Source organism: Psychroserpens citreus (assembly GCF_055686305.1).
This window is the reverse complement of sequence record NZ_CM145999.1, coordinates 54978-68267: the sequence shown is the minus strand read 5'-3', so window position 1 is coordinate 68267 and position 13290 is coordinate 54978. Positions and strand designations below refer to the sequence as shown.

General features: G+C 31.4%; 21 protein-coding genes and 2 tRNA genes. 7 read left to right on the top strand and 16 right to left on the bottom strand.

What is annotated here, in order from left to right; genetic code table 11:
• Nucleotides 1–103: 103 nt before the first annotated feature.
• The 11 genes from ACTU6T_RS00370 to ACTU6T_RS00320 form a co-directional block, all read right to left on the bottom strand.
• Nucleotides 104–961: a DUF4377 domain-containing protein gene (locus tag ACTU6T_RS00370; protein WP_460219278.1), complete on the bottom strand. Its 858-nt coding sequence runs from the start codon at nt 959–961 to the stop codon at nt 104–106.
• A gap of 47 nt (nt 962–1008) precedes the next feature.
• Nucleotides 1009–2220: an aromatic ring-hydroxylating oxygenase subunit alpha gene (locus tag ACTU6T_RS00365; protein WP_460219277.1), complete on the bottom strand. Its 1212-nt coding sequence runs from the start codon at nt 2218–2220 to the stop codon at nt 1009–1011.
• Between the two features lie 12 nt (nt 2221–2232).
• Nucleotides 2233–2559 (bottom strand): DMT family transporter, encoded by a 327-nt coding sequence (locus ACTU6T_RS00360; protein WP_460219276.1) that lies wholly within the window; start codon nt 2557–2559, stop codon nt 2233–2235.
• A gap of 4 nt (nt 2560–2563) precedes the next feature.
• Complete coding sequence (locus tag ACTU6T_RS00355; protein WP_460219275.1) at nt 2564–2959, bottom strand: DUF2147 domain-containing protein; 396 nt, start codon at nt 2957–2959, stop codon at nt 2564–2566.
• 58 nt (nt 2960–3017) lie between these two features.
• Nucleotides 3018–3242 (bottom strand): hypothetical protein, encoded by a 225-nt coding sequence (locus tag ACTU6T_RS00350; RefSeq protein WP_460219274.1) that lies wholly within the window; start codon nt 3240–3242, stop codon nt 3018–3020.
• An 8-nt stretch (nt 3243–3250) separates the two neighbouring features.
• Nucleotides 3251–4660, bottom strand: coding sequence for an NAD-dependent succinate-semialdehyde dehydrogenase (locus tag ACTU6T_RS00345; RefSeq protein WP_460219273.1), 1410 nt, complete (start codon nt 4658–4660; stop codon nt 3251–3253).
• 19 nt (nt 4661–4679) lie between these two features.
• Nucleotides 4680–5033, bottom strand: coding sequence for a S8 family serine peptidase (locus ACTU6T_RS00340; RefSeq protein WP_460219272.1), 354 nt, complete (start codon nt 5031–5033; stop codon nt 4680–4682).
• Nucleotides 5034–5105: 72 nt separating this feature from the next.
• Entirely contained in the window at nt 5106–5339 is a 234-nt protein-coding gene (locus tag ACTU6T_RS00335; RefSeq protein WP_460219271.1) for a hypothetical protein, read from the bottom strand.
• A gap of 1 nt (nt 5340) precedes the next feature.
• Nucleotides 5341–6186 carry an ABC transporter six-transmembrane domain-containing protein gene (locus tag ACTU6T_RS00330; RefSeq protein ID WP_460219270.1) on the bottom strand — a complete coding sequence of 282 codons (846 nt, stop codon included), beginning with the start codon at nt 6184–6186 and terminating at the stop codon, nt 5341–5343.
• A gap of 2 nt (nt 6187–6188) precedes the next feature.
• Nucleotides 6189–6512 (bottom strand): hypothetical protein, encoded by a 324-nt coding sequence (locus tag ACTU6T_RS00325; protein ID WP_460219269.1) that lies wholly within the window; start codon nt 6510–6512, stop codon nt 6189–6191.
• A gap of 23 nt (nt 6513–6535) precedes the next feature.
• Nucleotides 6536–6829 carry a DUF6787 family protein gene (locus ACTU6T_RS00320; protein WP_460219268.1) on the bottom strand — a complete coding sequence of 98 codons (294 nt, stop codon included), beginning with the start codon at nt 6827–6829 and terminating at the stop codon, nt 6536–6538.
• Between the two features lie 157 nt (nt 6830–6986).
• Between ACTU6T_RS00320 and ACTU6T_RS00315 the strand changes: the two genes are divergently transcribed.
• The 6 genes from ACTU6T_RS00315 to ACTU6T_RS00290 all read left to right on the top strand — a co-directional run bounded on the left by ACTU6T_RS00315 (nt 6987) and on the right by ACTU6T_RS00290 (nt 10807).
• Nucleotides 6987–7376: a hypothetical protein gene (locus ACTU6T_RS00315; RefSeq protein WP_460219267.1), complete on the top strand. Its 390-nt coding sequence runs from the start codon at nt 6987–6989 to the stop codon at nt 7374–7376.
• Nucleotides 7377–7383: 7 nt separating this feature from the next.
• Entirely contained in the window at nt 7384–8550 is a 1167-nt protein-coding gene (locus ACTU6T_RS00310; protein ID WP_460219266.1) for a hypothetical protein, read from the top strand.
• A gap of 10 nt (nt 8551–8560) precedes the next feature.
• Nucleotides 8561–8923 carry a cytochrome c family protein gene (locus ACTU6T_RS00305; RefSeq protein WP_460219265.1) on the top strand — a complete coding sequence of 121 codons (363 nt, stop codon included), beginning with the start codon at nt 8561–8563 and terminating at the stop codon, nt 8921–8923.
• Nucleotides 8924–8987: 64 nt separating this feature from the next.
• Nucleotides 8988–9533: a YceI family protein gene (locus ACTU6T_RS00300; protein ID WP_460219264.1), complete on the top strand. Its 546-nt coding sequence runs from the start codon at nt 8988–8990 to the stop codon at nt 9531–9533.
• Nucleotides 9511–9900, top strand: coding sequence for a hypothetical protein (locus tag ACTU6T_RS00295; RefSeq protein WP_460219263.1), 390 nt, complete (start codon nt 9511–9513; stop codon nt 9898–9900). The genes ACTU6T_RS00300 and ACTU6T_RS00295 overlap by 23 nt, the downstream gene beginning before the upstream one ends.
• Nucleotides 9901–9955: 55 nt before the next feature.
• A complete protein-coding gene (locus tag ACTU6T_RS00290) occupies nt 9956–10807 on the top strand; it encodes a DUF5777 family beta-barrel protein (RefSeq protein ID WP_460219262.1) in 852 nt (283 codons plus the stop codon).
• A gap of 50 nt (nt 10808–10857) precedes the next feature.
• Here the strand turns inward: ACTU6T_RS00290 and ACTU6T_RS00285 are convergent, their stop codons facing one another.
• The 3 genes from ACTU6T_RS00285 to ACTU6T_RS00275 all read right to left on the bottom strand — a co-directional run bounded on the left by ACTU6T_RS00285 (nt 10858) and on the right by ACTU6T_RS00275 (nt 11671).
• Nucleotides 10858–11418 (bottom strand): Crp/Fnr family transcriptional regulator, encoded by a 561-nt coding sequence (locus ACTU6T_RS00285; protein WP_460219261.1) that lies wholly within the window; start codon nt 11416–11418, stop codon nt 10858–10860.
• Nucleotides 11419–11460: 42 nt separating this feature from the next.
• Nucleotides 11461–11544 (bottom strand) — tRNA-Leu (locus ACTU6T_RS00280).
• Nucleotides 11545–11598: 54 nt separating this feature from the next.
• Nucleotides 11599–11671: transfer RNA gene (locus tag ACTU6T_RS00275), tRNA-Lys, on the bottom strand.
• A 129-nt stretch (nt 11672–11800) separates the two neighbouring features.
• On the opposite strand from ACTU6T_RS00275, the gene ACTU6T_RS00270 reads away from it, so the two are divergent.
• Nucleotides 11801–12319 carry a shikimate kinase gene (locus tag ACTU6T_RS00270; RefSeq protein ID WP_460219260.1) on the top strand — a complete coding sequence of 173 codons (519 nt, stop codon included), beginning with the start codon at nt 11801–11803 and terminating at the stop codon, nt 12317–12319.
• Here ACTU6T_RS00270 and ACTU6T_RS00265 read toward each other — a convergent pair.
• On the bottom strand, nt 12311–12814 hold the full coding sequence (locus ACTU6T_RS00265) for a phosphoribosyltransferase family protein (RefSeq protein ID WP_460219259.1): 504 nt from the start codon (nt 12812–12814) through the stop codon (nt 12311–12313). The two genes, ACTU6T_RS00270 and ACTU6T_RS00265, sit on opposite strands and share 9 nt — an antisense overlap.
• A 56-nt stretch (nt 12815–12870) precedes the next feature.
• The gene (locus tag ACTU6T_RS00260; protein ID WP_460219258.1) at nt 12871–13251 is read right to left on the bottom strand and encodes an RNA-binding S4 domain-containing protein; all 381 of its coding nucleotides are present in this window, start codon (nt 13249–13251) and stop codon (nt 12871–12873) included.
• Nucleotides 13252–13290 lie beyond the last annotated feature (39 nt).

Below are 13290 nucleotides of genomic sequence, written 5' to 3'. Positions count from 1 at the left end.
GCCCAATATGAAGCCTAAACCTTCTAGTTTCATTGATGGATTATATACATGCAATAAAACAGGTAAGCTCAAAAGGGTTATTAAAACGTATAGTATCGTTTTTTTATTCATTATTTAATTTATGAATTTTTTTGGCTAAAATTTGAGTAGGGAAACTATCTATATAATCACCTTCTACTTTTACTTGATCGTCTACTTTTAAATGGATGTAATTATCTCCAAGATTAGGAATACTTACAACCATATTATAGGCTTTTTTATCTTTGTCTACAAGATGAAGTGTTTCTCCATCTTTTCCTGGAATTACTTTAGTAACCGTAAGTAATGGCAAATTCTTAATTGTTACACTCTCTATTACTTTTAGTTTTTTAGCAAAGATTCGTATTGGATCACTTTCTGCATAGTCTCCAGCAATTTTTACTTTATCTCCAATGTTTAAACGCACATAATTATCTTCAAGATTTGGAATACTGATTGTACATACATACAATCCATCTTTGTCATCTTTTAAAGTTGCTGTATATCCATCTTTTCCGTTTTCAATTTTTGTAACAGTTAAAGTGTCATAATTAGACATCATCTTATCTGAAATAGGTTGTTCCTTCTTAATCACTTTTATGAGTTTGTAAACGATTGATGATGCATCTTGTGGTGGATCTTTTAATTCTATTTTTTGTACTTGCAGGTTGTATACAAATCCAGGCTTAAATTCAAATCCTTTAATACCATCGTACTCCAATTGCCATTCTTTATCAATACCTAACTCTTTAATTTCTAAACAACGTTGTTTACCATGAGCACCATCACATTCTACTTCTTGGGCATTAACTTTTAAAACAACAATTTCTTTACTTTTAATATGGTCTTCAGGTATATCGTCTGAAGCAGAATTAGTATTGTTTTTAGTAGATTGACACGCAGTCATTAAAATCATAAAAAGACTAATTATAAATAGTTTCATTTTTTAAATGTTTTATTACTTTGATTCAAAAATTAAACCAAAATAGTTTAGTTATTATTAAATGCACCATTAGTCTCCATCCATTTCTTTACTTCTTCCTGAAAACGTTGTACGGCATATTCACCTCTTTCAGCGCGAGCTCCAATACTAAACATTGGGGAACTAATCGATTTTTGTTGCTGCTCACAAGCGTAAACATCTTCAGCCATAAAATCGCCAGATGCCATAGGATCCGTTTCTGGATCACCCTCATATTTTCCTGTATTGCCATAATGTTGCCAAACCTTACTCATTGCGCTTTTAGCATATTGCTTTGAATATTCCCAATCGCTAGCATTTTCCATTTTACTTCTAATTACGACTAAGGTTTTGTCTGGTGCAAGTGGTAAAACATGAAATGTACTCCATGCAGATTCATTTTCACCTAGTCCTAAATTTGGAAATAACCATGGTACATAAGCGCCAATTTTCTCTCTAGGAACACTTTTAATTAAGGGTTGAGGTGCTGCATTATCAACATCAGCCAAATAATCGGGTTGTAGTGGTTCATAAAACCAATAGTGAGGACCAGACCATCCGAACTCTGCGTTGGAATGATCATACATATTTAAAGTGCCTTCATGTAAATGTGCTAAATGATAATGATCAATATAATTTTCAACGATGATTTTCCAGTTGGCATTTATCTCTTTGGTGTAAAACGGTTCGTTTTCATTTTCTGAATACTCTACTAATTCTTCAACAATATGAGGGCCTAAATAAGGTTCTACTTCACCAAAAAAGTCAATAATGCTTGGTGCGTTTTTATCTGGATGCACAAACAACATGCCTTTAAAAATATCTACTGAAGCTTCATGTAGGTTAAGTCCGCATTCATGTAAAGGCTGATCGCTAAGTTTCGGAAATTCTTGCTCTTTCTTTGGAATGCTTATAAGTTTTCCTTCTAAATCATAAGTCCAATCGTGGTAAGGGCAAGTAATGGCTTTTTTGCCTTTACCAACAGCTCTTAATAGCTGTGTACCTCGATGACGACACATGTTGTGAAATGCACGCAAACGATTATCTCTACCTTTAACTATAAAGATGTTATTTAATCCTGCCTGTACAGAAATATAATCCCCTTGATTGGCAACATCTTCAATAAAACCAGCAAATTGCCATGTAGTACTAAAAATGGTTTTCATTTCTTTGTCAAACCACTCTTTTGATGTATACGCTTCAGCAGGTAAAGCATGCATCATATTTTTTTGATTACTCATAATTTTTATTTTTTAATGTGCGCCACTCAAATTTAAACCAATAATGCCTAAGATGATAAGAGCAATTGAAATTACTTTTGCTGTTGTGAAATTGTCTTTAAAGACAAAATAACCAATAATTGCCAAAATGGTAATGCCAATGCCAGACCATATAGCGTATACAGTACCAAGTTCAAAATATTTCATGGCATATTGTAATAGTCCAAAACATATTATATAAGAGACCCAAAGCGTTACAGTCCAGAGCGTAGTATTTTTGCCACCTTGAGACGCCATTTTCATTGCCGTGGTTCCTAATACTTCAAAAGCTATAGAACCAAATAAATATATCCATTTCATGATTTTACTTTAATGAGTTATTTCTTGTCCAATTTTCTTTATAAGGTTCATTTTCAACAGTCATTAACACTTCTAATGTGTTTTCATCTTTTAGAGTGAAAATTACATTATAAAAGCTGCCGTTAGGTAAATACATCTTTCCATTAATGTATTTATCGTCTTCTAATTCTACATCGGTTAAAAAATAATCTTCCTTTTTATTATCTCCTTTGTATTCAGTCTCTCCGTCATTATAGTAATGCACCTTTCCGTAAAATTTACCTTTATATTCAACTATTTCATAGATGGCTTGATAATAATCGTTCTTTACATCCCAAACACCAATAATTTTGTCGTTACTTTGAGCGCAAGAGGTTAAACTTAATAGTAAAATTATAAATGTGATTTGCAAGGTTTTCATCTTATGTTTTATACAAATATCTAAAGATTAAATAATTAATATTTTGATTTAAGTCAAATTACAATATTCCAAAGTAATTATACCAAGAACATATTTCAATTATTGTAATAAGGATGGCTAATACAGTATAATCTTTCCAAGAAAAAGGGTTGCTATAAGTCAAATAATCAATAATTGCCCAAATTATAATTAATGCAATCCAAATCATCCAAGATGTAAGATCATAATAAGCCATCCCGAAATAAGCAAAAACTGAGATCACTAGTGTTAGTAATAGTTTCATTATCTTATTTATTTTTTCAATGTTGTTTTAAAAGCCCATACTGGAACTTTACGAATGATTTTATGGTTAACAAACTCCTCCATTCCGTAGCTACCCAACTCACGACCAAATCCAGAGTTTTTTATTCCTCCAAAAGGCAAGTCTGGTTCGGTAATACTAATTGTATTTTTAAAAACCATTCCCGAGTCTAATTGATTAGCAATGTTATCTATACGTTTATCATTTTTACCAACAATTACAGATGATAATCCGTAAGCAGAATTGTTGGCTAAAGCAATAGCTTTGTCATCATTTTTTACCTTATAAACTACTGCTACAGGGCCAAAAAGTTCTTTGTGAAAAATGTCCATGTCTTCGGAAACGTTACTGATAATAGTTGGTTCTAACCAAGCACCATCAAGGTTTTCAATACGTTTTCCACCTAATTCTATTTTTGCGCCTTTTGAAACCGCATCTTCAATTAAGTCAATTAAATTGTCAACTTCTTTTTGACTACTCATAGGTGCAAAATTAGTTGATGCGTTCAAAGGGTTTCCTGCTTTTAAATCCGTTGTTTTGGCAATAAATTTCTCGAGAAAATCATTGTATATGCTTTGATGAATAATAAATCGTTTACTTGCAATACAAGTTTGCCCTGAATTAAAAAAGCGTCCCATTACAGCCAAATCGGTTGCATAATCAATATCTGCATCATCTAGTAGAATAAAGGGGTCACTTCCGCCAAGTTCTAAAACGACTTTCTTTAGATGTTTTCCTGCTAATTCGGCTACTTTTGAACCCGCAGATTCACTTCCTGTTAGCGAAATTCCTTTAATTCGATTATCGCTTATGATTTGCGATGTATTTCGTCCAGAAACTAACACATTAGTATATACACCTTCTGGAAATCCTGCTTTTTTAAATAAGTTTTCAATAGCAATAGCGCATTTTGGCACATTAGAAGCATGTTTTATAATCACCGTGTTTCCTGCCATAATGTTAGGTATAGCAAAACGCAGCACTTGATAAAAAGGATAGTTCCATGGCATAATACCAAAAAGTACTCCTAAAGGTTCTTTTTGTATCACAGTAGAACCCGAAAGCATTGATGATTTTATGGTGTTAGGTTTCATAAATTTTTCAGCATTTTTAGCATAAAAAACAGCTATATCAGCACAATTTGGAAGTTCCCAACCAATGGTTTCAGATAATAATCGTCCCATTTCAAGTGTTGGCAATTCGGTAATCTCCTTTGGTGCATTATATAATAACTCACTTAGTTGAAGCATTAATTTTTTTCGCTCAGTAAAAGAAGTGTTTTTCCAAGTAGAAAATGTTGTATTGGCATTTTTTATTAATGCATCAATTTTTTCTGAAGAAAATTCTTCAAAGGTATTTTCAACTTTATTAGTATAAGGGTTTCGAGATTGTATTGGCATTTTTATCAATTATAAATTATTAATCAAAACTCTCAACAAGGTTTAGCTCAGCTACTTTAACATTTGGATGTTTTTGAAATATCTTAATGTACTCTTGTTCTTGACCTATTGAAACTATGAAATGGGCTATTTTTGCATCTTTCATCTCAGATAATATTGAAATTAATTCAACGTTCTTATAAGCTTTAAGTGTTTCTATAGTTCTCTTAAAATCTTCTTTGTCAGAAAATAAAACGATTAGTTCTCCTTTTATATAATCATCTTTCTGAATACTATGTTCAATAGTATATTTACTCTTTTCGATGCTTGCTTTTTTTTGTGAATTGCAGCTTAATAATGTAACTATAAGTCCGATTATAAGTAAAAATTTCATAGTTTTTAATGTTGATAATAACACAAAAATATATTACTTAAAGCATATTATGTTTGACATAAATCAAAATCGTTATTGTAGATACATTATAATATTTGCAAATGAAAAAAAAGCCCAAACACCTACCATAATCCAATATAGTGTAGGGCTTTCTCTTTTTTTAATATTCTCTACAAAATGAATTTCTTCAGTAAATAATACATTTATTAAGCCAAGTAGTATAAATAATGCCCAAAACCAATTCCATTTAAAATAGATAGCTAAAGCCATTAAAATAAGTGCTACAATAGTTTTCCAATGTTTCATTTTATATGGTTTTTAACCGCGAACTAATTTCGCGTAAGCGAATAACTTGTTGGAATATTATCGGTAGCATAAATACGCCTCCAGAAAACTCCATAACATAGGTTAGTACTGAAAATATGCTGCCAGCTGTAGCCTCGGTCGCGCTAGCTGAAGCATACAATGCAAAAATGGCTAGGCCGAAAAGCAAAACTTCAATTATTGAAAAGTTAATTGTTTCTAAATCACTCATTTTAACCAACCACTTTGCAATGTTTTTGAAGTGGTTAAAAATACCTGTTTGTTCCCTCTTCTCTAGAACATTAATGCGATGTTCTAACTCATCATTAAGGCCTATATTATAGTTGTAGATACGTTTCGTGCTAAACCTGTATATTAAAATGATAACGAGGATAGTAATAAGACAGCCACCAAAAATCCACCAATCAAAAAGCGCTAACATTATTAAAGCACCAATGACGCTTATGGTTGATGTAAATGCTTGGGTGATATCATGTTCAAAAAAGTCAACCAATTCTTTAACCAAAGCACTTCGGGCAGCAATTGATGACACTTCTACATCTTTTTCGTTTTGAATTTCTGCAATCTCAGAGGCAACATTTGTATAAATAGAGGTATACGCTCTTGTGTCATAATAACGACGAATTGTTCCTATGATAAATCCTACAATATAAAGAATGCAGAATAGCCAAAGCCCATCATTTTTACTATTGATAAGGTCGTTGATAGCAATACCTAAAACCAAGGGTTGCAATACTTTGGTTACATTTTCTAAAATAAGAAGTAGGAAGGTTAAAGAAATCTTCCATTTGTACCTTTTAAAGATGGATTTTATTGAAAAGTCTTTCATAATTAATAGCCTAAATTATTATAATCTATAAAAAGAGTGGAAAGAGAAAGTAATGATAATAGAATCCATGTGATAACAATTACCCAATATAGCAAAGGATTTATTGAGCGTTCCACTGGTTCAATGAAGTAGGTGATACCATTTTTTAAATCTGGAATTACCCATATTAAGAATAAAATTCCCCAGGCCCATTGCCAATTCATTACTGTCATTAGTATCACAAACAAAATACCTGTCCAAACACGCCATTGTTTGTTTCTCTTAGAAGAATCTTTGTTGCTTTTTACTCTTTTATTAAGGTTGCGTAAATGTTCAGAATTATTCATTAGTCTATTTTTTAGGTAATATATTAAATTTTAATTCCAAAACGGTTTAGCATTTTCTTTTCCATAGCCCAGAAAAATTGAAACTGCCCAAAGAGCCATCCAAATAAGACTAAGAACATTTGATAGAATATAAAACTTAAAATTATAAAAAGCGGATAATAAATAAATGCATTTAGATTATCTAACGTAATTCCAATCATTTTAAGAAGCGGTCTTCCAATAGCTATTGATGAAGAACCAGTAATTGAAAACACAATAAATATGACAACTAGTTGCCATGGCTTTTCAATATTCCAACGTGTCATTAATTTTTTCATTTTCCAAACTATTTTATCTCTACAAAACTATAATTATGCTTTTAGTTATCATTTGACCTATGTCAAAAAACTAATACGTATTAATTGTATTCGATTTTGACCTATGTCAAAAAAAAGAAATTCCATTGATTCTAAATTTGCCCAGAACATTATTTAAATGAAAAATAGAGTCTTATTATTTATTCTACTTGTTGCTTTTTCCTGTGCTGAAAAAGAGAATCCTTTATTAGGTAAATGGGAAGTAGATAGCAAATATTATAGAGCAATTTACAATATTATTAAAAGTAACGATTCTGTTAAAGGGAAGGTATTGTACTACAATGATGATACAACTATAATTAGAGAATCGGACGGAAAAGACTATTACATTTTTATGGATTTAAAAGAAGATGAAGGCATCTATGTTGATGCCATATCTGGAGCTACAAAATCCAATGATATAAAACCTAACATTGAACTTAATTTAATACATCTTGACACATTGGATGTTACTACTTATATAAGAAATAAACCATTAAAAGAAATTTGGATAAGAGTTAAAGAATAAAATGACTATGAAAAAAACAATTCAACTTTTAAGTATTAGTGCAATATTGTCAATACTAATTATAGGCTGTTCAACCGATGATATAAGAAACATTGCAGGCCCCACCGATCCTGATGGAGGACTTCCTGGGCAAGTTACTGAGGTAAATCCAGTAGATATTACTCTTGATGGGTTTGATTTTTTGGAAAAAATGCAAGGACATTGGGTTGGCAATAATTTAGTAATTAATCTGGAGTTTCCTTGGTTCGCATGGGATTATAGGCCAATCTCTCCTTCACATACTTTTGGAATCCATGAAGGTGGATCGGCTGGTAACTTATTAACCTCATTTTTTGTTACAAATTATAAAGGGAAACGAACCATTATGGCACGTAATGGAGGCTTGTTAAATGGAATCTATCGATCAAGTTACTTTGTTATGGACAAAGTAGAAGATAGAGATAATGGACGCTATTATAGATTAGTAGATGCTAAAGGTGGTGATGGTATAATGTATATGGAGCTGCGTTTTCCAAATAATACAGATAGTCTTTATTTTAATTCCTACACAAGTAATTTAGGAGGGCGTGTTCCTAACAGACATATGACTTTTAAGGGTAAAAAAATGCATGCAGAATTAGCACAAGATTCTGCTGTTGCTACAAATTACCCTCAAAATAGTGTAGATGCTGGGTTGGATTTTTCGAATGGATTTATGGAAGACTATTTGTATATAAGAGATGGAATTACAGAAGCTAATTCTGCTACATTTTTAGCCTTACAGGAAACGAACAATATTTTTGAACTCGCTCCTCAATCTGGTGACCCTTATATCATTACTGACCATCCTAGATTGGGTTATATTCAGATTGATGTAGATAGAGGAGATATTCCACAAGATCAAGCTTTACTGGTTTATCTCTCAAGAGATCCACTTACGGATGAATTCGGCTATTTCACATCTGATTTTGATGCCTATGATACCATATTACATTTCCCAATTTTATCCGAAGGTGAAGATGAATTTTTAATGACTTATATGCATCCAGGGACGTATTATGTTACAGTAGTAGCTGATGTAAACGGAGATTTTTCAATTTCTGAAGGTGATATAACACATGCACAACGCATGGTAACAGTAACACCTTTAGGTCAGGAGCAAATAACAATAGATAATATTAACGTTCAAAATTAATAACTATATAATGAAAATATCTATAAAATTTACAATAGGAATAGCACTATTAATTATAGGACAGAGCTGCACAACAGCAATAATTGATGAAGGAGATAAAAATTCTCTTCCGCCATTAACGAGAGAAGTAACTTATCAATCAGATATACAATCTATAATGACAAACAATTGTATAACATGCCATGCAGGTCCAGCACCAAATGCTGGTTTAGATTTGTCTAATTACCAAAACACTAGATTTTCAGCAGAACAAGGAAGCTTGGTATCACGTATGAATAATGCTCTTAATCCAATGCCTCCAAGTGGCAAACTGTCACCACAAGTACTGCAAATTATTGACAAATGGGTTGCAGATAATTTCCCTGAAAATTAAGATAATTTCGAATATCAAAGTTTAATAAAACCTCTCAGTATGAGAGAAAACTAAAAAAGAAAGAATGAAAAAAATAGTTATAATATTAATTGGGTTGATGAGTATGAATGTAACCGCACAAAAGTACTTTACAAAAACTGGAACAACAGAATTTAAAGCTTCGGTTGAAGCATTTGAACCCGTGGAAGCTAAAAATAAAAGTACAACAGTCATTTTAAATATTGAGAATGGGCAAATTGCTGGTTTACTATTCGTAAAAGCTTTTCATTTTGAAATTGCTTTAATGCAAGAGCATTTTAATGAAAATTATATGGATTCAGATAAGTATCCTAAGGCAACGTTTAGAGGTCAATTAGAAGAGTTTGATTTAAATAATTTATCTAATGAAAGCCAAGAATTTAAATTGAAAGGCACCTTAATAGTACGTGGAAAAGAAAAAAAAATAGATGCCATTGCACTGTTGAAAAAAGAAGGTGATAAAATACTGTTTACTTCAGCTTTTAATGTTAAACCTCAAGAGTTTAATATTAAAATTCCAAGTATTGTACGAGAGAAAATAGCTAGTTCCATTAACCTAACACTTAACTATGAGCTTGTCAAAAAGAACTAAAATTGCCCTTTTTATTTTAGCAACAGCTTTAACAGGAGCTTATATAGCTTATAAATATGCTTATAAGGCTCATAAAACTATTGATGAGTTGGAGATAAAATTTTCTGGAACCGCTGAGGCATTTTCTAACAAAGTTCAACAGGATGCTTTAATCTGGCAAGATGTAGTTGTGGAATTAGAGGGTGACGTAACATCTATTGATGAAAAAGGCTTTACACTAAATAACAATATATATTGTCAGCTTAATGAAAGTTTTTCTACTTCAGATATAACAGAAAAGCAGATCATAAAAATAAAAGGAAGGATGATCGGTTATGATGATCTTTTAGAAGAATTAAAAATAGACCAAGTAAAAATTATAAAATAATGAATTATAGTAAAAACTCTTTAAGGTGGAGTTTTGAAGAGATAATAAATACACAATGAAAAAATATTTTGCATTAATAATAGTTGCGCTTCTTAGTTTTAATACAATTAATGCCCAAGAAGATTTATTAAACGAATTGGAAGAAGAAACTCAAGAAGAAGTATACGAGCAGCCAGCTTTTAAAGCTATGAAAATTGGAAATCTTCAATCTACAAAAGTTGCGGCAAAAGGTGATTTATATATGTATGTCTCTCATAGATTTGGAACTTTAAAAGATGGTCTAACTACATTTTTTGGTTTTGATAATGCTAATACTAAAATACAATTAGTGTATGGAGTGTACGAAGGTGTTCAGGTAGGTTTAGCTAGAGAGTCAATTAGACAAACGTACTCGGCTCATGTTAAAGCAAAACTAAAGGGACAATCTAAAGATTTTCCTGTTAATATTACAGGTTATGCTACTGCCAATATAAGAACAGATATACGTAAAGAGCAATTTCCTTTATTAGAGTTTGGAGATCGTATGAGTTACGCAACTCAACTATTAATATCAAGACGTTTTAGTAACAAATTTTCCTTTGAAATTGCGCCTACATTTGTTCGTCAAAATCTTGTTTTAGAACCTTTTCAAAAGCATAATCAAATTGCTTTGGGGCTAGGTGGACGAATCAAAGTAAGTAAGCGTATGAGTATTAATGCTGATTATGTATATAACTTTAGTAGACACAAAAACTCAATTTATAATAACCCTTTAACTTTTGGTTTAGACATTGAAACTGGGGGCCATGTATTTCAGTTATTATTTTCTAATGCGCAATCTACAAATGAACCTGGATTTATTAGTAACGCTGAAGGCAAGTGGTTTGAAGATGTATTTTTTGGTTTTAATATTGTTAGAGTATTCTAAGTAATACTATATATAGATAGAAGGAATTTATAATTTTTATGGATTCCTTTTTATTTTCCCCTAATCCTACTTAATGTTTCTTGAGACACTCCCAACATAGAGGCTATATGACCAAGGTTTGCTCTTTGTAAAATACTAGGATAAGCATTAATAAGGCGTTCGTATTTCTCACTAGCTGATAGAAAATAATAGCCTTTAAAAAAATCATCTATAAGAGATATTTGTTCTTCTAAAATAAGTCTACCGAAACGTTCTAATTTAACATGTTTTAAATACAATTCTTGCCATTGATTATAAGTTAATGAAACTAAAGTAGAATCTTCTGTAGTTTCAATATATTCAGAGGATGGTTTTCTTAAAATATAGCTGTGCCAAGAAGTGATCATTGTATTTTCAGGATATATCCAATAGGTTATATCTTTTCCGTTTAAATAGTGATACGTTCTAAGAGTTCCATTTACTATGAAGTACATACGTTCACAAGTTTTACCTTCTTTCAGTAAGATATGACCTTTAGGAACTTCTTCAATTAAAGCTAAATTAATAATTTCTTCTTCTGCGTCTTTAGAGAGATTAACGTATTGATTTATGTAGTTTATAAATTGATCCACAAATTAATAATATGAAAGTCTAGTCAAGAAAAATAAATTTTGTGCGCACGAGAAGACTCGAACTTCCACGGACTAATGTCCACCAACCCCTCAAGCTGGCGCGTCTACCAATTCCGCCACGTGCGCATTCTTTAGTAAAGATAAAAAAAAAGTTAAGCGAATGCTTAACTAAATTTTTTGTGACCAGTCTGGGGCTCGAACCCAGGACCCTCTCCTTAAAAGGGAGATGCTCTACCAACTGAGCTAACTGGTCAATAAGTTTCTCTAACGAGGGTGCAAATATAAAACGTTTAATTAATAATCCAAACGTATTATTAGATAATTTTTTGTTTTTTTGTAATTAAATATCTTATGTTTTTAATTATCAATTTATAACAGTGAAATGACATTATTTTTAGTTGGGTATATGGGGTCGGGAAAATCTGTAATTGGAAAGCAATTAGCAGACATTCTACACTATAATTATATTGATTTTGATGATTATATTCAAGATAAGGAAGGTATGAGTATCACCTCCATTTTTGAAACTAAAGGTGAAATCTATTTTAGAAAAGCAGAAAGTAAGTATCTTAAAGATCTTACAAGTTTATCTGAAACTGTCGTGTCTCTTGGAGGAGGTACACCTTGCTATGGTTTGAATATGGAGACCATTACATCAGCCGAGCAATCCAAGAGTATATATCTTAAAGCAACGATTTCTACATTAGTTAACCGACTCTTTGATGAAAAATCTAAACGACCATTAATTGCACATGTAGAAACAAAGGATATGCTAAGTGAATTTATTGGAAAACATATTTTTGAGCGTGCGCCTTTTTATGAACAATCTCTAATAAGTATTAAAACAGATAATCAAACGGTTTCTGAAATTGTCGAAGCTATTTTACTTCATTTATTTTAAATAGGCCTCAAATTGTTTTCCTGAAAGTATGATTTCTACATGTTCATTTAAGGATGTCGATAAGGATATACCCTTAAAATCTGCTTTTACTGGAAATTTCTTATGATTTCGATTTACCAATACAGCTGTTTTAAACTGTTTTAACGGCACGTCTAAGAAATGTTTAACACCATAAATTAAAGTACTTCCAGAGTTGAGTACATCATCAATTAATACTATAGATTTGTTGCTATACTCTTCTTTGCTTAGAGATGTTTGTATTTCTGATAACGGATTTTTCTTATCAATAGTTACTTTGCAGAGTACAGGTTTTAAATCTGAAATCTTCTCAAGGTTTTGCTTGAGTTTCTTTGCAAGTATATATCCATTAGATTCAATTCCAGCCAAAATAATATCTTCTTCATAAACATTGCTTTCATAAATTTGATATGCTATACGTCTAATTTTGTGCTGTATTTCTTGATGATTAAGAATCGCATGTTTTGTAATACTCATAAGGGTGTTTGTTTATTCAAAGATAAAAAAGAGTTTTTGTAATTAATATCAAAAAATTAGTTATTGTCTTCAGGCTCATCATAAAAATCGTCAATATCTCTACGGTCTTTTTTCGTTGGCCTTCCTGAGCCTTTTTTTCTATAATAATCTTTAGAATACTTTAATAATTCTTTAGCCTCAAAAGCTTCTTTAGGCGTAACGTCAGTTCTATAAATATCTACAAGCTTAGCACCTAATCTACTTTCGGGTAAATCATTAACGATAATTTGATAATTGATTTGATCTTTTCTAAACTCAATTTTATCTGTAGGATAGACCTCTCTGCTGGGTTTTACAACCTGACCATTAATTTTGACATGCCCTTTTTTGCATGCATTCGTAGCAATGCTTCTTGTTTTGCAATATCTTATGCACCAAAGGTATTTATCTATTCGCATATTAAAACTGTGAAATTGACGTTAATAGTATTGCACAAA